The 22,167-nt window shown below is 75.3% G+C and carries 1 protein-coding gene; it reads right to left on the reverse strand.

Features of this window, described 5'->3' with window-relative positions:
- Window positions 1-2: 2 nt before the first annotated feature.
- Window positions 3-22,076, reverse strand: a complete 22,074-nt coding sequence (locus tag ABT137_RS36565) for a non-ribosomal peptide synthase/polyketide synthase (RefSeq protein ID WP_502984631.1) — start codon at window positions 22,074-22,076, stop codon at window positions 3-5.
- Window positions 22,077-22,167 lie beyond the last annotated feature (91 nt).

Genomic DNA, 22,167 nt, shown 5'->3' on the forward strand with positions numbered 1-22,167 from the left:
GGTCAGGTCAGTTCGTCGGCGCGCCGCACCACCGCCTCCAGCGCCCGGAACCAGGTCTCGGCCAGCTCCCGTACCGCGTCCTCGGTGAGCAGTCCGGCCGCGTACGCCCAGTGGGCGCTGAGCTCCGGTCCCTCGGGGCGGTCCTCGGTGAGGGCGTTGAGGGTGAGCGCGTGCGACATCGGCATGCCGGCGTCGGCGTCGAGGTCGGCGGCGTCCTCCTCGGCGGCGTAGGACCAGTCGGCGGCCGCGGGGCGGTCGAAGCGGCCCATGTAGTTGAACTCGATCTGCGGTTCGGCGAGTTCGGCGAGGAGCGGGCCGGTCGCGGGGTTGAGCCGGCGCAGCAGGCCGTGGCCGATGCCGGCCGCCGGGAGGGCGGTGAGGTGGTCGCGGACCCGGGCCACGGCCGCGTCAAGGGCCGGTCCGCCGGTCAGCGCGTCGGGCCCGGACGCACCGGGGTCGAGCCGTACCGGGACGACGCTGGTGAACCAGCCGACCGTGCGGGACAGGTCGGCGTCGCCCGCCAGTTCCGCCTCGCGGCCGTGGCCCTCCAGGTCGACCAGGACCGGGCCGCCTGCGCGTTCCGCGCCCAGGGTCCGGGCCCGCCAGTCGCCGACGGCCAGGGCGAACGCGGTGAGCAGGACGTCGTTGACGCTCGCCCCGAAGGCGGCCGGGACCCGGCTCAGCAGGGGGCCGGTGACGGCGGCCGGCAGGGAGAGGGACAGGTAGCGGGTGGTGGCGACGGTGTCCTGTGCCGGGTCGAGGGGGCGGGGCAGGGGCAGGTCCGCGCCCGCGGCGAGGGCGGAGGTCCACCAGGGCAGCTCGTCCTCGGCGGCCGGTTCGCCCGCCCGGGTGCCGAGCAGCCGTGACCAGCGGGCGAACGACAGCTCCACCGGCGCCAGTTCGGGGGTACGGCCGCCGCGGACGGCCGCCCAGGCGGTGGCCAGGTCGGGCAGCAGCACCCGCCAGGAGACGCCGTCGACCACCAGGTGGTGGACGAGGAGCAGCAGCCGCCCGGGGCGGTCCGGTCCGGCGTCGAACCAGACGGCCCGCACCATCGCCCCGGCCTCGGGGTCGAGCCCCGCCAGCGCCGTCGGCGCGTGACGGGCGATGGCGTCCCGCAGCGCGGCCTCGGACGGGGCGGCCTCGGACGGGACGCCCTCCGCCGGAACGCCGTTCGCCGGAACGCCTTCCGCCGGATCGGCTTCGCGTACGTCGACCCGGGTGAGCCAGGTCCGTACGTCGGTGCCGCCCGCCGCCGGGACCGACAGCGCGGCCTCCGGGGTGCGGACGAGCCGGGCCCGGAGCATGTCGTGCCGTGCGGCGAGGGCGCCGAGCACGGCGAGCAGGCCGGATTCGGTGAGGTCCGCCGGGGTGCGCAGCAGGGCCGCCTGGTGGTACGCGGCGATGGGGCCGCCGCGGTCGAGCAGGGCGCGCATGATCGGGGTGAGCGGGACGGTGCCGGTGCCGTCGTCGTGCGCGGTCTGCCGGTCGTCCGCGCCCAGCGGGACGGCGACGGCGGCGAGGGCGGCGACCGTGCGGTGCTGGAGGACCTGGCGGGGGGTGACCCGCAGGCCATCGGAGCGGGCTCGGGCGACGAGCTGCATGGCGACGATGCTGTCCCCGCCGAAGGCGAAGAAGTCGTCGTCCGTGCCGATCGCCTCGGCGGGCAGGCCGAGGGCGTCCGCGAACAGGTCGCGCAGCACGCGCTCGGTGTCGTTCTCCGGTGCCCGGCCGCCGCCCGACGCGGTGAAGTCCGGGGCGGGCAGGGCGGCCCGGTCGAGCTTGCCGTTGGAGAGCAGCGGCAGCCGCTCCAGGACGACCACGGCGGCCGGGACCATGTAGTCGGGCAGGCGGGCGGCGGCATGGGCGCGCAGCTCGGCGCCGTCCGCGCTGCCGGAGACCGCGTAGGCGATCAACTGCCGTACGCCAGGCCGGTGTTCACGGGTCACCACGACGCTCCGCGCGACGGCGGGGTGGGTGTCCAACGCGGCCTCGATCTCGGCGAGTTCGACCCGGTAGCCGCGGATCTTCACCTGGTCGTCGGTGCGTCCGGCGAACTCCAGGAGCCCGTCTTCGGTCCAGCGGGCCAGGTCGCCGGTGCGGTACATGCGGGCCCCCGGCAGCCCGAAGGGGTCGGCGACGAAGCGTTCGGCGGTGAGGTCGGGCCGGCCGAGGTAGCCGCGGGCCAGGCCCGGTCCGGACAGGTACAGCTCGCCGGTGACGCCGGGCGGGACCGGGCGCAGTGCGGTGTCCAGGACGTAGGCGCGGGAGTGGTGGACGGGGCGGCCGACGACCGGGCGGGCGCTGTCGCGGACCCGGCCGACGAGGGCGTCGACGGTGGCCTCGGTGGGGCCGTAGAGGTTGACCGCCTCGGTGTCCGGGAGCGCGGCGAGACGCTGCCACAGCGACTCGGGTACGGCCTCGCCGCCGAAGCCGACCACCGCGAGCGGGCAGTCGCCGTCGGGCCCGATCAGGCCGCTGTCGGCCATCCGGGCGAGCAGGGACGGGGTGACCTCGATGAAGTCGATGCCCCGGTCGCGGATGAAGTCGGCGAGGAGTTCGGGGTCGCGGCGGGTGTCGTCGTCGGCGATGTGCAGGGCGTGTCCGTCGAGGAGCCAGAGCTGCGGCTGCCAGGAGGCGTCGAAGGAGAACGACCAGGCGTGCCCGACCCGCAGGTGCCGCCGTCCGGCGCGTGCCTTGGCCGGGTCGTGCAGGTCGTGGTGGTGGCTGTGGAAGAGGTTGGCGACTCCGCGCTGGGTGACGACGACGCCCTTGGGGCGGCCGGTGGAGCCGGAGGTGTAGATGACGTAGGCGGGGTGGTCGGGGCCGGGGGCGGTGGGGTCGGCCTGGGGCAGGCCCTCCGTCGGGGCGTCGAGCCGCAGGACGGGGACGTCTGTCGCGGGCAGCGCGCCGGCGGTCTCGGCGGTGGCCAGGACGAGCTCCGGGCGGGCGTCGGCGAGCGTGCCGGTGAGGCGGGCCGCGGGCAGGTCCGGGTCGAGGGGCAGATAGGCGGCGCCCGCCTTCAGCACGGCGAGGATCGCGGCGATGTGGTCGGCGGTGCGGGGCAGGGCGAGGGCCACGATCCGCTCGGGCCCGGCGCCGTGCGCGGCCAGGACGCGGGCCAACTCGGTGCTTCGGGCGTCGAGTTCGGCGAAGGTCCAGGTGGTACGGCCGTCGGTGACGGCGACCGCGTCCGGGGTGGCGGCAGCCTGGGCGGCGAACAGCGCCGGTACCGTGCCGAGGCGTTCGGCGGCCGGCAGGGCGTTGTCGTTCCAGGTCTCCAGGACGGTGTACCGGTCGGCGGAGCCGAGCAGGTCCAGTCGGCCGACGGGGCGCCCGGGGTCGGCGGCCATGCCGGTCAGCAGGCCGGTCAGGGCGTCCGTGATCCGCCGTACAGTGGCCGCGTCGAACAGGTCGGGGCGGAACTCGGCGGTCACCCGCAGCCGTTCGGCGGGCTCGACCGCCCAGGCCAGCGGGTAGTGGGTGGAGTCCGCGTGCGCGCGGACCGAGACACGGGGCGCGTCTCCGGTCTCCTCGTCCGGCTCCGCCACCGGGTACGACTCGAACACCACGAGCGTGTCGAAGAGTTCTCCGAGCCCTGCGGTGCGCTGGATGTCGGCGAGGCCGAGGTGCTGGTGGGCGATGAGCCGGGACTGCTCGTCCTGGAGCCGTTCCAGGAGGGCGGCCGTGCTCTCCTCGGGACGGATCCGCACCCGGACCGGGATCGTGTTGATGAAGAGGCCGATCATCGCCTCGGAGCCGGGGAGTTCGGGCGAGCGGCCCGCGACGGTGGCGCCGAACACCACGTCGTCGCGTCCGGTGAGCCGGCCGAGAAGCACGCCCCAGGCGGCCTGCACGAGGGTGTTGACGGTGACGCCCGCGCGTCGCGCGAACGCCTCCAGTTCCGCCGTGCGGCCGGCGTCCAGCTCCACGGTGTGGGTGTGCGGGACGGCGGCGGCCCGGTCGGGGTCGGCGGGCGCGAGCCGGGTGGGTTCGGCGAGGCCGGTGAGGGCCTCGGTCCAGGCGGTGGCGGAGGCGGCCGGGTCCTGGGCGGCCAGCAGCCGCAGGTGCTCCCGGTAGGGGGCGGGCGGGACGGGGGTACGGCCCTCGTAACGCGCCCACAGCTCGGCGGTGAGCAGCGGCAGCGACCAGCCGTCGAGGAGCAGGTGCTGGTGCGAGAGGACGAGGCGGTGCCGGTCCGGGCCGGTGCGGGCCAGCAACAGGCGCAGCAGCGGCGGACGTTCGGGGTCGAAGCGGCGCCGCTCCTGCCCGAGCAGCCGGGTCCAGGCCGCGTCGTCGGCGGAGTCGCCAGTGAGGCCGGTGAGGCCGGTGACGTCGAGCTGCCGCCAGGGCAGCACGGCGGTGCGCGGTACGACGGCCACCGGGCGGCCGGAGGACAGGTACCGGAAGCCGCTGCGCAGGTTCTCGTGGGCGTCGAGCAGGTCCTGCGCGGCGGCGCGCAGCCGGTCGGCGTCGACGGGGCCTTCGAGGTCGTAGGAGATCTGGACCGTGTAGACGTCCGGTCCCTCGTCGCCGGAGTCCAGGGCCGCGTGGAAGAGCAGTCCGGCCTGGAGCGGGGAGAGGGGCAGCACGTCGGTGCCGGCGGGCAGGGCGGCGACCTCGGCGCGTTCGGCGTCGGTGAGGTCGAGCAGGGGGGTGGTGGTTCCGTCCCGCGCGTCCAGGGCCGTGGTCGCCACCGCGGCCAGCCCCGCCACCGACTTGTGCCGGAACACGTCGCGGGGGCTGAAGGCCAGCCCGGCGGCGCGGGCCCGGGCGACCAGCTGCATGGCGACGATGCTGTCCCCGCCGAGGGCGAAGAAGTCGTCGTCCACACCGACCCGTTCGAGGCCGAGCACCTCGGCGACGAGAGCGCCGAGGGTCTCCTCCAGCGGGGTCCGCGGCCGGGTGTCGGTCACCTCGGCGGCGAAGTCCGGGGCGGGCAGGGCCCGGCGGTCGAGCTTGCCGTTGGGGGTGAGCGGGAGGGTGTCGAGGGTGACCACGGCGGCCGGGACCATGTACTCGGGCAGGGCGGCCGCGGCGTGGGCGCGCAAGGTGGCGGAGTCGGCCGTCGTACGGGCGACCGCGACGGCGTACGCCACGAGCCGGTCGTCGCGGACCACGACGGTGGCGTGCGCGACGGCCGGGTGGGCGGCGAGCACGGTCTCGATCTCGCCGAGCTCGATCCGGAAGCCGCGCAGCTTGACCTGGTCGTCGGTGCGGCCGAGGTACTCCAGCTCGCCGTCGGCCGTCCAGCGGGCCAGGTCGCCTGTGCGGTACATGCGAGTGCCTGCCGGGCCGTACGGGTCGGCGACGAACCGTTCGGCGGTCAGGGCGGGGCGGCCGAGGTAGCCGCGGGCCAGCTGCACGCCCGCCAGGTACAGCTCCCCGGCGACACCGGGCGGCACCGGGCGCAGGCCGGCGTCGAGGACGTAGGTGCGGGTGTTCCACACCGGGCGGCCGATCGGCACGGCGACCGGATCGGCCGGCACCTCGTGGGCGGTGACGTCGACGGAGGCCTCCGTCGGGCCGTAGAGGTTGTGCAGCCGGGTGTCCGGAAGGACTTCCCGGAACCGGGCCGCCAGAGGCGCGGGCAGGGCCTCGCCGCTGCACATCACCCGGCGGAGGCCGGTGCAGCCGGCGGCGGTGGGCTCGTCGAGGAAGGCGCGCAGCATGGACGGCACGAAGTGGGCCGTGGTGATGCGCTCGCGCCGGATGAGGTCGGCCAGGTAGGCCGGGTCCTGATGTCCCTCGGGCCGGGCGACGACCAGCGTGGCGCCGGTGATCAGCGGCCAGAAGAACTCCCACACCGACACGTCGAAGCCCGCCGGGGTCTTCTGCAGGACCCGGTCGGCCGCGTCGAGGCGGTAGGCGTCCTGCATCCACAGCAGGCGGTTGACGATGCCCGCGTGCGGGACGGTGACGCCCTTGGGGCGGCCGGTGGAGCCGGAGGTGTAGATGACGTAGGCGGGGTGGCGGGGGTCGTAGGAGGAGGGCAGGGGGGCGTCGGCCGGGCGGCCGGGGGTGCCGTCGGCGGCCACCGTGAGGCGGGGTGTGCCGGTGTCCGGAACGGCGATGCCGTCCCCCGTGACCAGGCAGGCCGGGCGGGCGTCGGTGAGCGTGTACGCCAGCCGCTCGGCCGGGTAGCCGGTGTCGAGGGGCAGGTAGGCGGCCCCCGCGCGGTGCACGGCGAGCAGGGTGACCACGAGGGCGACGGAGCGCGGCAGGGCGACGGCGACGGTCGTCTCGGCGCGGGCGCCGTGCGCGGCGAGGGTGTGGGCGAGCCGTTCGACACGCTGGTCGAGTTCGGCGTAGGTGAGCGAGGTGTCCTCGAAGGCGAGGGCCGTGGCGGCGGGTGTGCGGGCCGCCTGGGCGCGGAACAGCTCGGGCAGGGTAAGGTCCAGGACCGGCCGGCCGGTGTCGTTCCAGCCGGTGAGGACCAGGTCGCGTTCGTCGTCGCGCAGCACGTCGAGGGTGCGGACGCGGCGGCCGGGGTCGGCGGCGACCTGGGCCAGCAGGGACTCCAGGCGGCGGGCGAGGAGTCCGGCGGTCCGCTCGTCGAAGAGGTCGGCGCTGTACTCGATCCAGCCGTCGATGCGCTCGCCCTGTTCGACGAAGTCGAAGCTGAGGTCGAACTTGGCGCTGTCCTGCCCTACGGTCTCGCGGCGGGCGGTCAGGCCGGGCAGCCCGGGTCCGTCGCCCGGTGCCGCGAGGTGGACGACCATCACCTGGAACAACGGGTGCCGGGCCAGGGAGCGTTCGGGGTTGAGGGCCTCCACCAGCCGTTCGAAGGGCAGGTCCTGGTGCTCGTAGGCGGCCAGGTCGGTCTCCCGGACCCGGGCGAGCAGGTCGGCGAAGGTGGGGTCGCCGGACAGGTCGGTGCGCAGGACGAGGGAGTTGACGAAGAACCCGACCAGGTCTTCGAGGGCCTCGTCGGACCGTCCGGACACCGGGGCGCCGAGCGGGATGTCGTCGCCGGCGCCGAGCCGGTGCAGCAGCGTGGCCACCGCCGCCTGGGCCACCATGAACATGCTGACGCCGTGCACCCGGGCCAGGCCGCGCAGGGCGCCGGCCAGGGCGGGCGGGACGGTGAAGCCGGTGGTGCCGCCGCGCCCGGTGGGCTCGGCGGGACGCGGCCGGTCGACGGGCAGGTTGAGCTCGGCGGGCAGCCCGCGCAGGGTCTCGGCCCAGTGGGCGAGCAGCTCCGGCTCGGTCGCGGCCAGCAGGTCGCGCTGCCAGAGCGTGTAGTCGGCGTAGCTCGCGGGCAACGGCTCCCAGTCGGGGGCCCGGCCCGCGGTCCGGGCCGCGTAGGCGGCGGCGAGGTCGGCGAGCAGCGGGCGGCCGGACCACTCGTCGGTGGCGATGTGGTGGAGGAGGAGCAGCAGGACGTGCTCGTCGGGGCCGGTCTCGAACAGGGTGGCACGGACCGGGAGTTCGCGCTCCAGGTCGAAGACGTGTGCCGCTCGGTCGGCGAGTTCCCCGAACGGGGCGGTCTCCAGGGAGACTTGCACATCCGCCAGGATCCGCTGGTACGGGACGCCCTCGACCGCCGGGAAGACGGTCCGCAGCGGGGTGTGCCGGGCGGCCACGTCGTCGAGGGCGGCCTGGAGGGCGTCCCGGTCGAGGACGCCGGTCAGCCGCCAGGCCGAGGGGAGGTTGTACGCCGTGCTCGCGCCGTCGACCTGTGCGAGCAGCCAGAGCCTGCGCTGCGCGGAGGACAGCGGCAGCCGTTCGGGACGCGGGCGCGGGGCGGCGAGCGCGGGACGGGTCTCGCTGTCGGGGGTGTCGGTGCGGGCGGCGAGCAGGGCGACCGTCGGTGCCTCGAAGACCGCGCGGACCGTCAACTCGGTGCCGAGTGCGCCGCGGACGCGGCCGGCCAGGCGCATGGCGAGCAGCGAGTGGCCGCCCAGTGCGAAGAAGTCGTCGTCCCGGCCGATCCGTTCGCGGCCGAGGACGTCGGCGAACAAGGCGGTGAGGATCTCCTCGCGCGGGGTGCGCGGCGCGGCCCCGTCGCCCGTGCCGGCGGTGAACTCGGGGGCGGGCAGGGCCTTGCGGTCGAGCTTGCCGTTCGGGGTGAGCGGCAGTGCGTCGAGGGTGACGTAGGCGGCCGGGACCATGTGGGCGGGGAGTACGGCGGCCGCGTGGGCGCGCAGCGCGGTCGCGTCCACCACCGGGCCCACGGCGGGGACGACGTAGGCGACGAGCGCCTGGCCGTGCGCGGCGACCGTGGCGTGCGCGACGGCCGGATGGGCGGCGAGCACGGCCTCGATCTCGCCGGGCTCGACGCGGAAGCCGCGCACCTTCACCTGGTCGTCGGTGCGGCCGAGGTACTCGACCGTGCCGTCCGCCGTCCAGCGGGCCAGGTCGCCGGTGCGGTACATGCGGCTCCCGGCCGGACCGTACGGGTCGGCGACGAACCGCTCGGCGGTCAGTCCGGGCCGGTCCAGATAGCCGCGCGCCAGCTGCACACCCGCGAGGTACAGCTCGCCCGGCACGCCGGGCGGCACCGGGCGCAGGCCGGCGTCGAGGACGTGGAGGCGGGTGTTCCAGACCGGGCGGCCGATGGGGACGGCGGTCGCGTCGGGGCCGATCCCGATCGCCGTGACGTCGACGGACGCCTCGGTGGGGCCGTAGAGGTTGTGCAGTTCGGCGTCGAGCACCTGGTGGCAGCGGCGGGTGAGTGCGACCGGGAGGGCCTCGCCGCTGCACAGCACGCGGCGCAGGCCGGTGCAGTCGGCGGCCGTCGGCTCCTCCAGGAAGAGCTGGAGCATCGAGGGCACGAAGTGGACGGTGGTGATGGCCTGTTCGCGGATGAGCGCGGCCAGGTAGGCGGGGTCGCGGTGGCCCTCGGGCCGGGCGACGACCAGCGTGGCGCCGGTGATCAGCGGCCAGAAGAACTCCCACACCGACACGTCGAAGCTGGACGGCGTCTTCTGCAGCACCCGGTCGTCGGCGCCGAGGCAGTAGGCGTCCTGCATCCACAGCAGGCGGTTGACGATGCCCGCGTGCGGGACGACCACGCCCTTGGGGCGGCCGGTGGAGCCCGAGGTGTAGATGACGTACGCCGGGTGCCGGGGGTCGTACGACGTCGGGAGCGCCGCCTCCGGGCCGGTGGGCAGGGCGTCGCGGATCACGCACACCGGGCGGGCGTCCTCGACCATGAGGGCGAGCCGGTCCGCCGGGTGGTCCGGGTCCAGCGGCAGGTAGGCGGCGCCGGCGCGGTGGGTGGCGAGGAGGGCGACGACGAGGTCCGCCGAGCGCGGCAGGGCGACGGCGACGGTCCGCTCCGGGCCCGCGCCGAGCCCGGCCAGGACGCGGGCGGTGTGCTCGACCCGGGCGTCCAGCTCGGCATAGGTGAGCCGCTGCTCCTCGAAGACGAGGGCGGTCGCGTCGGGGGTACGGGCCGCCTGGGCGCGGAACAGCTCGGGGAGCGTCAGGTCCGGGACGGGCCGGGCGGTGTCGTTCCAGCCGGTGAGGACCCGGGCCCGCTCGTCCTCGTGCAGGAGCTCCAAGTCCCTGAGCGGGGCGTCGGGTTCGGCGGCGGCATGGGCGAGGAGCCGGGCCGCCCGGTCGGCCAGGGCTTCGGCCGTACCGGGGTCGAAGAGGTCGGTGGCGTACTCCAGGAGCAGGACCACACGGTCGGACTCGTCGACGTACGTGAAGTGCAGGTCGAACTTGGCCATGCCGGTGTCCATGTCGGACCACTCGGTGGCCAGGCCCAGCACGGCGGGGTCGCCGTCGGGCCGGTGGTGGTAGCCGAGCATGACCTGGAAGAGCGGGTTGCGGCCGGCCACCCGGGGCGGGTTGAGGGCCTCCACCACCCGGTCGAAGGGCAGGTCCTGGTACTCGAAGGCGGACAGCGACGACTCCCGGACCCGGCCGAGGAGTTCACGGAACGTCAGCCGGTCGCCGGACAGGTCGGTGCGCAGCACCAGGGTGTTGACGAAGAAGCCCACCAGGTCGCCGAGGGCCTCGTCGGTGCGGCCCGCGATGGGTGCGCCGAGGGGGATGTCGTCGCCCGCGCCGAGCCGCTGCAACAGGGCGGCGGTGGCGGCCTGGAACAGCATGAACATGCTGGTGCCGGTGGCGGCCGTCAGGTCGCGCAGGGCGAGGGCGGTGGCGGCGGGCAGTTCAAGACGGACCTTGTCGCCGTGTCCGGTCGGCTCGGCGGGGCGCGGCCGGTCGGCGGGCAGGGTCAGCTCGTCGGGCAGACCGCGCAAGGCGTCCCGCCAGTAGGCGAGTTGGGTCTCACCACTGGTCGCGAGCAGCTCCCGCTGCCACAGGGTGTAGTCGGCGTACTGCACGGGCAGCGGCGCCCACTGCGGGGCCGTACCCGCGCGGCGGGCCGCGTAGGCGGTGTCGAGGTCGGCGAGGAACGGGCGGTCGGACCACTCGTCGGTGGTGATGTGGTGCAGGACGACCGCCACCACGTGATCCTCGTCGGCCGGCCGGAACACCTCGCAGCGCAGCGGTAGTTCGGCGGTGAGGTCGAACGGGCGGCGCTGGGCCGCCTCGATCAGCGCGGGCAGCGCCTCCTCGGTGGCGTCGGCGACCGTGAGAGCGGGGTCCGCCTCGTCGGCGGGGACGATCCGCTGGTACGGCTCGCCGTCGTGCGCCGGGAACACCGTACGCAGCGCCTCGTGGCGGGCGGCCACGTCCCGCAGGGCGGCGCGCAGGGCCTCGGTGTCGAGGTCGCCGCGCAGCCGGAAGACCAGCGGGAAGTTGTAGGCGACACCGCTGCCGGCGATCTGCTCGACGAGCAGCAGCCGGCGCTGGGCCGGGGACAGCGGGATCCGGGCGGGCCGGTCGGTCACCGGGGTGACGGGCGGCCGGGCCGGGCTCGCCGCGCCGACGCGGGCGGCGAGCCGGGCCGGGGTGGGGGCCTCGAAGAGGTCGCGGATGGCGAGTTCGGCGCCCAGTTCGGTGCGGGCGCGGCTGACCAGCCGGGTGGCGAGCAGCGAGTGGCCGCCCAGGTCGAAGAAGTTGTCCTCCGCACCGGCCTCGGGCAGCCCGAGCACCTCCGCGAACAGGCGGCAGAGCACCTCCTCCTGCGGGGTGCGGGGACCGCGGCCGCCGCCGAGGGCGACGGCGGGCTCGGCCTCGGGCAGGGCGCGCACGTCCAGCTTGCCGTTGGCGTTCATGGGCAGGCCGTCGACGGTCACGAAGGCGGCCGGGACCATGTACTCGGGCAGCTCCCGCCCGAGGTCCTCGCGCAGCCGCCGGACCAGGGCGCCGGTCTCGCGGGCGGCGGTGGGGTCGTTGGCGTAGGGGGCGGTACCGCCGCCGGGGCGGAACAGGTTGCCGGTGAGCCGGGGTCCGGCCGTCTCGTCGGTGAGGAAGACGGCGTCATAGGTGCCGGTCCGCTCCGACCACGTCGTCAGTACGCGGTATCCGGCCCCCGCGCCGAGGGCGTGCAGGGCCTCCGGGTCGACGCCGTCCCCGCGGGTGCGGCCGTCGGGGATGCCGGTGACGCGCAGGGCGGCGGGCCGCTCGGCGCCCTGGCGTTCGCCGACCCGTGCGGTCAGCTGCCGAATGCCGTCCAGGAGGCTGCCGACGGCCTCGGACGTCAGGCCGCCCCGCGCCAGTTCGCCCACGGTGTGGGCCGCGGTCCACTCGACGGCCGGCGCGTCGTCGAGGCGGACGTCGGGCTCACCGGCGTACAGGACGACGTCGTAGCGGTGCCTCGTCAGCTCGTTGTGGTGCCGGCCGCGCTTGGTACGCAGGTCGACGCCGTACCCGAGGGCGGCGAAGTAGTCGGGGTCGACCAGGAGTTCCTTCTCCAGGCGCAGCCCCCGCTCCACCGCCCGCTCCAGGTCGGCCTCCGCCGTGCCCCGGGCACGCTGGATCTCGGTGTGGAAGGTGCGGGCCAGTCGCAGGTTGCGGACGTCGCCGACGAACAGGGCACCGCCGGGCGCGAGCAGTTCCATGGCGCCGTCGATGACGGCGGTGAGGTACTCGATGCTCGGGAAGTACTGGATCACGGAGTTGATGACGATCGTGTCGAAGTGGCCGGTGGGCAGCCCGCCCAGGTCGTCGGCGGCCCGGCAGCGCAGTTCCACTCGGGCGGCCAGCTCGGGGTCCCGGTCCCTCAGCTCCGCACCGATCTTGCGGATGACCGGGGCGGCGAAGTCGGTCGCCCAGTACTCCTCCGCCTCCGGGGCGAGCCGGGAGAGCAACAGGCCGGAGCCGACGCCGATTTCGAGGACGCGGCGCGGGTCGAGGGCGCGGATGCGGGCGACGGTGGCCTCGCGCCACTCGTGCATCTCCTCGAAGGGGATGGGCCGGCCGCCGTAGGAGCTGTCCCAGCCGTCGTACTGCTCGGTGAAGACGGCGGTGCCGATCTCCTCGTACTCGTCGGAGTAGATCTCCTGCCACTCCCCCACCTGCGCGGCCTCGGCGGCGGTGCGGTCGGCGGGGTCGGCGCCGGAGGGCACGACGTAGCCGACGAGGCGTTCGTCGCGGACCACGACGGCGGCCTGGGAGACCAGGGGGTGGCGGCTGAGGGCGGTCTCGATCTCGCCGGGTTCGACGCGGTAGCCGCGGATCTTGACCTGGTCGTCGGTGCGGCCGAGGAAGTCGAGGTTGCCTCCCCCAGCCTCCGGCCGGGGGGACCCCCAGGGGTTCCGGCGCACGAGGTCGCCGGTGCGGTACATGCGCTCCCCCGGCGCGCCGAACGGGTCGGCGACGAACCGCTCCGCGGTCAGCCCGGGCCGGTCGAGGTAGCCGCGGGCGAGTCCGATGCCCGCGATGTACAGCTCGCCGGGGACGCCGTCGGGCACCGGGCGCAGCCAGGCGTCCAGGAGGTGGGCGCGGGTGCCGCGGATGGGCCTGCCCACGGTGGGAGTGTCGGAGTCGAGGGTGCCGCCGCCGAGGGTGTTGATGGTGTACTCGGTCGGCCCGTACAGGTTGTAGCCGTAGGTGCCCTCGGTGTCGCGCAGGGCCGCCCACACCGTCTCCGGGACCGCCTCGCCGCCGAGCAGCACGAGCGGCGGGACGTGGCCCGTGAGCAGGCCCTGCTCGATCAGCAGCCTGGCGTACGTGGGCGTGACGTTGACGACGTCGATGCGGTGCCGCTCGCAGTAGGCGACCAGCGCCTCCGCGTCGCGCCGCAACTCCTCGTCGCAGACATGCACTTCGTGGCCCTCGACCAGCCAGAGCAGCTCCTCCCACGACATGTCGAAGGCGAAGGAGACGGTGTGCGCGATCCGCAGCCGCCGGCCGCCCGCGGCGGCGATCGCGGGCTCGAAGATCTCCTTCTGGTGGTTGAGCTGCATGTTGGTCAGGCCCCGGTAGGGGGTGACGACGCCCTTGGGGCGGCCGGTGGAGCCGGAGGTGTAGATGACGTAGGCGGGGTGTTCGAGGCTGAAGCGGCGGCGGACGGGGGTGTCGGGGAGGCCGGCCAGTTCGTCCTGAACCACCGGGTCGTCGAGCAGGACGCGCGGCAGGTCGGCGCCGTCGAGGGTCGCGGAGACTGCGGCGGTGGAGAGCAGGAGCAGCGGGCGGGCGTCGGCCAGCATCAGGGAGAGCCGGTCGGCCGGGTGGTCCAGTTCCAGGGGCAGGTAGGCGGCGCCGGTGCGCAGGACGGCGAAGAGCGCGACCACCATGTCGAGGGAGCGGCCCAGGCCGAGCGCGACCACCCGCTCGGGACCGGCGCCCCGCTCGATGAGCAGCCGGGCCGTCCGGTTGACGGCCGCGTCGAGTTCGGCGTACGACAGCGCGCGCTCGCCGAGGACGAGGGCGCGGGCGTCCGGGGTGCGGGCGGCCTGGGCGGCGAGCAGGTCGGCGACGGTCTCCTCGGGGACCTCGACCCGGCCGGCGGCCCACTCCTCGCGCAGCGCCGCGTGTTCGGCGGGCAGCAGCGGGTCCAGTGAACCGACGGGTGCCGTGAGGTCGGCGGTGAGGCGGTCGACGAGCAGGGTGAAGCGGTCGAGCAGGGCGCGGGCCCGGTCGGCCGGGACCAGGTCGGGCCGGTGGGTGAGGGTGACCGTGATCCGCTGCCCGGGGGTGACGACGAGGTTGGCCGGGTAGTGGGTGGCGTCGACGTTGGCGACGGCGGTGGCGCCGTGCCGGGTGCGCAGCTCGGCCAGCCGGTCCTCGGTGTCGTTGTTGCGCAGCACGAACAGCGTGTCGAACAGCTTGCGGTGCCCGGTCTCGGCCTGGAGCACGCCGAGGCTGAGGTGCTCGTACGGCATCAGGTCGAGGCGCTCGCCCTGGACGCGGCGGAGCAGGTCGAGGACCGGCTCGGCGGGGTCGAAGGCGATGCGGGTGGGGACGGTGTTGAGGAACAGGCCGATGATGTTCTCGACGTCGTGGACCTCGCTGGGCCGGCCGGCGACCGTGGTGCCGAACACGACGTCGGTGCGACCGGTCACGGCGGCGAGGGTCAGGCCCCACGCCGCGTTGAGCAGGGTGTTCAGGGTGAGGCCGTGGACGCGGCCGGTCTCCCGCAGCCGGTGGCCGAGTTCGGCGGTGAGGCGGACGTCGAGCTGGTCGGGGATGACCGGTTCGAGCCCGTCGGCGGCGGTCGGGGCCAGCAGGGTGGGCTCCTCCAGACCGGCCAGCGCGGTGCGCCAGGCGGCCGTGGCGGAGGTGTCGTCCTGCTGTTCGAGCCAGGTCAGGTAGTCGCGGTAGCTGCCGGGGGCGGGCAGCGCGGAGGCGTCGCCGCCGGTCTCGTACAGGGCGAACAGCTCGTCGAGGAAGAGCCAGGCCGACCAGCCGTCCCAGAGGATCAGGTGCCGGCCGACGACGAGGCGGTCGCCGCGCTCGGCGCCGAGGCGCAGCAGGAGCAGCCGGAACAGCGGGGGCGCGGAGAGGTCGAAGCGCCGGTCGCGCTCGGCATCGGTCAACTCCCGTACCCGCTCGTCCTGTTCGGCGGCCCGGAGGTGGGAGAGGTCGACCTCGTCGAGCGGGATCTCCGGGGTCTCGACGATGAACTGCACCGGCTGGTCGAGGCCTTCGCTGGTGAAGCCCGCGCGCAGGCCCGGGTTGCGGTCCAGGAGGGTGCGGGCGGCGGCGCGCAGCCGGGCCGGGTTCAGGCCGGTGGCGAAGTCGAAGGTCTCGTGGACGGTGTAGACGTCCAACGCGCCCTGGTCGTAGGCCGAGTGGAAGAACAGGCCCTCCTGGAGGGGGGCCAGCGGCCAGACGTCGGCGACGGCGGCCGGGGCGGCGAGCGCGCGGATCCGGGCGTGTTCGGCGTCGGTGAGGCTGAAGGCGGCAGCGGCGGCGGGGGTGGTGGCCGTGGCGGTACCGGCGTTGGCCGCCAGGGCGGCGGGCGTGCGGTGGGTGAAGACGTCCCGCGGGCTGAGGTCGAGGCCGGCCGCGCGGGCCCGGCCGGCGACGCCGATGGAGCTGATGCTGTCGCCGCCGAGCCGGAAGAAGTCGTCGTCCGGGCCGGCGTCGGCGACGCCGAGAACGGCCGCGAAGATCTCGGTGAGCCGCCGCTCCAGGGGTCCTGCGGGCTCGCGGCGGGCGGCGCGTTCGGCCTCGGGGGCGGGCAGCGCGGCCTGGTCGAGCTTGCCGCTGGGGGTGAGCGGCAGGTCGGCGAGGACGACGTACGCCTCCGGGACCAGCGGCGGGGGCAGCGCCCCGGCGAGGGCGGCACGCAGTTCGGCGGGGTCGGCGACGGCACCGGCCGCCGGGACCGCGTAGGCGACCAGGCGCTGGTCGCGGACGACCACGGCACCGCGGGCCACTGCCGGGTGACGGGTCAACGCGGCCTCGATTTCGCCGAGTTCGATCCGGTTGCCGCGCAGCTTGACCTGCCGGTCGGTGCGGCCCAGGTAGTCCAAGGCCCCGTCGGGGCGGCGGCGCACCAGGTCGCCGGTGCGGTACATACGGGCGCCGGGCGCGGCCGCGTACGGGTCCGCCACGAAGCGGTCGGCGGTGAGCGCGGGGCGCCGGTGGTAGCCGCGGGCCACCTGGACGCCGGTCAGGTAGAGCTCGCCGGGCACCCCGTCGGGCACCGGGCGCAGGCAGGAGTCGAGCACCCGCAGGCCGGTGTTCCACACGGGCCGCCCGATGGGCACGACCGTCTCGGGCGCGCCGTCGTAGGCGTGGTGCGTGACATCGACGGCGGCCTCGGTGGGGCCGTACAGGTTGTGCAGCGGTACGCCCGTCAGGTCGCGCCAGCGCCGGGCCGCCGTTCCGGACAGGGCCTCGCCGCTGCTGAAGACGCGGCGCAGGCTGCCCGCCCACGTCGGATCGGCGGTGACCTCCTCCGACGCGAGGAAGGCGTCCAGCATCGACGACACGAAGTGCGTGGTCGTGACGCCCTCGGCGCGGATCAGCCGGGCCAGGTAGGCGGGGTCGCGGTGCCCGTCGGGCGCGGCGAGCACGACCGCGGCGCCCTCGTGCAGCGCCCAGAAGAACTCCCAGACGCTGACGTCGAAGCTGGAGGGGGTCTTCTGCAGCACCCGGTCGTCGGGGCCGAGTCCGTACGCGCCCTGCATCCAGGCGAGCCGGTTGCCGATGGCGCGGTGGGTGACGACGACGCCCTTGGGGCGGCCCGTGGAGCCGGAGGTGTAGATGAGGTAGGCGGGGTGGTCGGGGGTGAGGGGCGGCGTGGCCTGCGGTACGTCCCGAGGCTCCGCGTCCTCGTCGACGTACAGGGCCTCCAGTCCGTCGACCGCCGGCAGGCGTACGGCGTCCCGTGCCGTGGTGACGACGGTCCGGGCGCCGGAGTCGGTGAGCATGTAGGCGATGCGGTCGGCCGGGTAGTCGAGGTCGACCGGCAGATAGGCGGCGCCCGACTTGAGCACCCCGAGGAGGGCGACCATCAGCTCGGCCGAGCGCGGCACCGCGACGGCGACGAACCGCTCGGGTCCGGCGCCGCGGGCGCGCAGCCGTTGGGCCAACAGCTCGGCACGGGCGTCGAGTTCGGCGTAGGTGAGGGCGGTGCCCTCGTACACGACGGCGGTGGCGTCGGGGGTGCGGGCGGTCTGCGCGGCGATGGCGGCGGGCAGGGTGGTCGCGGGTACGGCGCGCTGCTCGCCGTCGAGGTGTACGTGCTCGCCCTCGATGAGCAGGTCCAGGGCGGCCACCGGGCGGGCGGTGTCCTCGGCGAGGGCGTCCAGGACCCGGGTGAGCCGGTCGGCGAGCAGTCGCACGGCGTCGCCGGAGACCCGGTGCGCGTGGTGCTTGAGGCGCAGGTCGAGCCGGCGGCCGGGCTTGACGATCAGGGCCAGCGGATAGTGCACGGCGTCGTGGAAGGCGTGCCCGGCCAGCCGGACCGTGCCGGTGGGGTCGGTGAGGTGCGGTTCCGCGGGGTAGTTCTCGAAGACCACCAGGGTGTCGAAGAGTTCGCCGTCGCCCGCGTGCCCGGCGGCCCGCTGGATCTCGGCGAGGCCGAGGTGCTGGTGGTCCAGCAGGGCGCTCTGCTCCTGCTGGAGGCGTTCCAGGACGGCGCCGAGTGTGTCGGCGGGGGCCCAGCCCAGCCGGGTGGGCAGGGTGTTGATGAAGAGACCGACCATGGACTCGATGCCGGGCACGGCGGCGTCGCGGCCGGAGACGGTGGTGCCGAAGACCACGTCCTGGCGGCCGGCCAGCCCGGCGAGGAGCAGGCCCCAGGCGGCCTGGACGACCGTGCCGAGGGTGACGCCGTGTTCGCGGGCGCGGGCGGTGAGCCGGGCGGTGGTGCGCTCGGGCAGCTCGACGCGGAGCTGGGCGGGCTCGATCGGCCCGGCGGCGGCCGGGGTCTCGACCAGGCGGGTGGGCTCGTCGATCCCGGCGAGGGCGGTGCGCCAGGCTTCCCGGGCGGCCTCCCGGTCGGCGCGCGCGACGCGGGCCAGGTAGCCGCGGTACGGGGCGACGTCGGGGAGCTGGGCGGGCTCCTCACCGTAGGGCCCGTAGAGGGCGAGGAGTTCGCGGTGCAGGACAGGCAGGGACCAGCCGTCGGCCACGATGTGATGGAAGGTCAGGACGAGGTGGTTGCGGTCCGCGCCGAGGCGGACCAGGGCGCAGCGCAGCAGCGGCGGGTGGGCGAGGTCGAAGCGGCGGGCGCGTTCGTCGGCGGCGACGGCCTCGGCGAGGCCCGGACGGACCGCGGGGTCCTGGGCGGACAGGTCGACCTCGCGCCACGGCACGTCGAGGCCGGTGGCGACGAGCTGGGCGGGGCGGCCGTCCGGGAGCTGGCGGAAGCAGGCCCGCAGCGGGGCGTGCCGGTCGAGGAGCCGCTGGGCGGCCTGGCGCAGGAGGCCGCCGTCGACGGGTCCGGCGAGTTCGATCACCTGCTGGACGACATAGGCGTCGTGCTCACCGCCGTCGACCAGGGCGTGGAAGAAGAAGCCCTCCTGGAGCGGGCCGAGCGGCAGGACCTCGGCGACCGTCAGCGGGTCCTCGCCCTGGAGCGCGGCGAGTTCGTCGGCGGTGGGCGGGTCCCAGGGGGTGTCGGCCGGGTCCTCGGCGGCGTCGGCGGTGCGGGCGACGCCGGCGAGCTGGGCGACCGTGCGGTGCCGGAAGACGTCGCGCGGGGTCAGCTCCAGACCGGCCCGGCGGGCCAGGACGAGCAGCTGGATGGCGACGATGCTGTCGCCGCCGAGCGCGAAGAAGTCGTCGTCGACGGTGACCGAGGGCACCCGCAGGGCGCGTGCGTACAGGTCGCACAGCAGACGCTCGCGTTCGGTGCGCGGGGCGCGGCCCGAGCTGAGCAGGCCGTAGTCCGGGACCGGCAGGGCGGCGGAGTCGAGCTTGCCGCTGGGGGTGACGGGGAGCCGGTCCAGCGGGACGAGGGCGGCCGGGACCATGTACTCGGGCAGGAACTCGGCGGCGTGCGCGCGCAGGTGCGCCATCAGGGCGCTGACGTTGCGGAACGGCGCCGGGCGGTTGGCGTGCGGATGGGCCTGGCCGGGGACGTACAGCGGGCCGAGCGGGGTGTCGTCGCCGCCCGCGAACACCGCGTCGAGACTGCCGTCCTCGGCGTCCGCGGTCCAGGTGAGGGCGGCCCGGTAGCCGTGCCGGGCGGCGGTCTCGTACAGGGTCTCCGGGTCGACGCCGGTACTGCCGGTGCGGCTGCTGTCGTCGAGGGCGCCGAGCGCGGCCAGGTCGAGGGCGAGGCGGGCGTTGGGGATGCCGGTGACGCGGAGGCGGGCGGGGCGGTCCGGGGCGGCGAGCCGCTCGGCGAGTGCGTCCGGGGTGCCGATCGCGGACCAGGGCACCGGGGTCGAGGCGTCCGGAGTGCCGAGCGCCGACCAGGGCACCGGGGCCGTGGTGTCCTGGGCCGGCTCGGTGCCGGGGCGCAGGACGACGTCGTACCGGTAGCGGGTCAGCTCGTTGTGGTGGACGCCGCGCTTGACGCGCACGTCGGCGGTGAAGCCGTCCAGGGCCGCGAAGTAGTCCGGGTCGACGAGGAGTTCGCCCTCCCAGGCCACGGCCCGGTCGACGGCGGCGCGCAGGGCCTCCTTGTCCTCGGTGGACTCCGTGCGGCCGCGGCCCGACTCGATGGCTGTGGCCAGCGTCCGCAGCAGCCGCAGGTTGCGTACGTCGCCGACGAACAACGCGCCGCCGGGCGCGAGCAGTCGGGCGGCCGAGCGCAGGACGTCGGTGAGGTAGTCGGCGCCGGGGAAGTACTGGATCACGGAGTTGACGACGATCGTGTCGAAGTGGCCCTCGGGGAGCCCGGTCAGCTCGTGTGCGGGCCGGGCGTGCAGGGTGACCTTGCCGACCAGCTCCGGTACCGCGTCGACCTGGGCGCGCAGGGCGCGGACCGCTTCCTCGGACAGGTCGGTGCCGACGTACTCGGCGCAGTCGGGGGCGATCCGGGAGAGCAGCAGGCCGCTGCCGACGCCGATCTCCAGGACCCGGCGGGGCCGTAGTTCGCGGATCCGGGCGACGGTCGCGTCCCGCCATTCGCGCAGGTCGGCGAGCGGGAGGGGCAGGCCGTCGTACATGCTGTTCCAGCCCGCGAAGTTCTCCTCGAAGCCGTCGGATCCGGCGGCGGAGTAGAGGAGTTCGTGCAGGTCCTTCCAGTCGGACACCGCCTCGTCGGCCCCCGCGGTGCCGTCCGGGGAGTCCAGGGAGGGCACGACGTAGGCGGCGAGGCGGCGGTCGCCGGGGCGGTCCTCGCGGACCACCACGGCGGCCTGGTCGACGGCCGGGTGGGCGCGCAGCACCGACTCGATCTCGCCGGGCTCGATGCGGAAGCCGCGGATCTTGATCTGGCTGTCGGCGCGGCCGTGGAACTCCAGGCGCCCGTCGGACTTCCAGCGGACCAGGTCGCCGGTGCGGTAGAGCCGTTCGCCGGGCGCGCCGAACGGGTCGGCGAAGAACCGTTCGGCGGTCAGCGCGGGCCGGCCGAGGTAGCCGCGGGCGAGTCCGGCGCCGCCGAGGTACAGCTCCCCCACCACACCGGCCGGTACGGGCCGCAGCCGGTCGTCGAGGACGTAGGCGCGGGTGCCGGGGTCGGGGACGCCGATGGGCACGATGGTGCCGGCCGGGGTGTCCGGGTCGCAGAGACCGAGCGTGGAGTTGGTGGTGGCCTCGGTGGGCCCGTACGCGTTGAACATCGTCCGGCCGCGCGCGTAGCGGCCGACCAGCTCGGGCGAGACGCGCTCGGTGCCGGCCAGCAGGGTTGCGGCGGGCGGGAGTTGTACGTCCTCCGGCATGGCCGCGAGGAGAGCGGGCGGCAGGATCATGAAGGTGATGCCGTGCTCGTTCGCGTAGTCGGCGAGGGGTGCGCCGGGCACCCGGCGGTCCGCGGGTACGACGACCAGCCGGCCGCCGGAGAGCAGGCCGAGGCACAGGTCCCAGAAGGCCACGTCGAAGCTGGGCGAGGCGAACTGCAGGACCCGGCTGTGCGGGCCGATCCCGAACCGCTCGCGCTGGGTGGCGACCAGCTTGGCGACCCCGGCGTGCGAGAGCACCACGCCCTTGGGGCGGCCGGTGGAACCGGAGGTGTAGATGACGTACGCCGCGTGCGCGACCGTCAACGCGTCGGCGATGGCGGGGTCGTGGGCCGGGTGGGCGGCCAGCTCGGCGACGGTCTCCGGGGCGTCGAGGACCAGCGGCGCCGGGCCCGGCGGCAGGTCGGGGACCATCTCGGCGGTGGTGACGAGGCAGACCGGACGGGCGTCGTCGAGCATGTACGCGATGCGGTCGGCCGGGTAGTCGGTGTCGACGGGGAGGTAGGCCGCGCCCGTCTTCAGTACGGCGACCTCCGCGACGATCATGTCGGCGGAGCGGGGTACGGCGAGCGCCACGACCTGCTCGGGACCGGCACCGCGGGCGACCAGGGCGTGCGCCAACCGGGCGGCGCGGGCGTCGAGTTCGGCGTAGGTGAGGCGGACGTCCTCGTGGACGAGGGCCACCTCGTCGGGGCGGGCGGCGACCTGGTCGGCGAACATCTGCGGCCAGGTGCGTGCGGGCACGTCGTGGGCGGTGTCGTTCCAGCCGGCCAGGATCCGCTGCCGTTCGTCGGCGCCGAGGAGCCGGAGGTCGGCGACCGCGGTGCCGGGCCGGTCGAGGGCGTCGGCGAGGAGCGTGGCGTAGTGGCCGAGGATCCGGTCGACGGTGGCGGGCTCGAAGAGGTCGGCGGCGTAGTCCGCGCGCACCTCCGTGCCGCTCAGGGACAGTGCCAGGTCCAGCGGGCCGCCCCCGTCCCAGGGCGCGGGACCGAAGCCGACGGCGCACAACAGGGCGCCGCCGCGGCCGGGTTCGGGAGCGAGCAGTCGTAGCAGCTCGGCCATGGGCAGTCGGTGGGCGGCGGCCTGCGCGTGGGCGGCCGTGACGTGGTCGCGCACCTCGGCGAACGTCATGGTGCCGTTCACCGGCAGCCGCAGCGGCAGCCCTTCGTGAGCGACCGTCAGATCCTGGGCCGCGCCGCCGCCGTAGCGGTGCAGCAGGGCGACGAAGGCGGCGAGCCGGGTCGGCTCGTCGGCCGGCACGGCGTGCGCGGCCGTGCGGACGGCCCGCGGCCGGGGCTCCTGCGGGCGCGCCGGATGCGGAAGGTCGAACGGCAGCGAGGTCTCCGGTGCCGGTGCGGCGAACCGTTCCCGCCAGTAGTCCTCCGTGGGTGCCGTCCGTGCCGCCGAAGCCGAGGCGGCCGAAGAAGGTGCGGAAGAACGCGTGTTGCCCGACGTGCCCGACACAGCTGCCCGTGCCTCCCCATAGGTGTGGAACGGCTCAGCGGAGCCGCGACCGCTCGCATAGTAAGGTAAGGATTGCCTAACTCAACAGGGT

This window comes from Streptomyces sp. NPDC001980 (assembly GCF_040296885.1).
GTDB lineage: Bacteria > Actinomycetota > Actinomycetes > Streptomycetales > Streptomycetaceae > Streptomyces.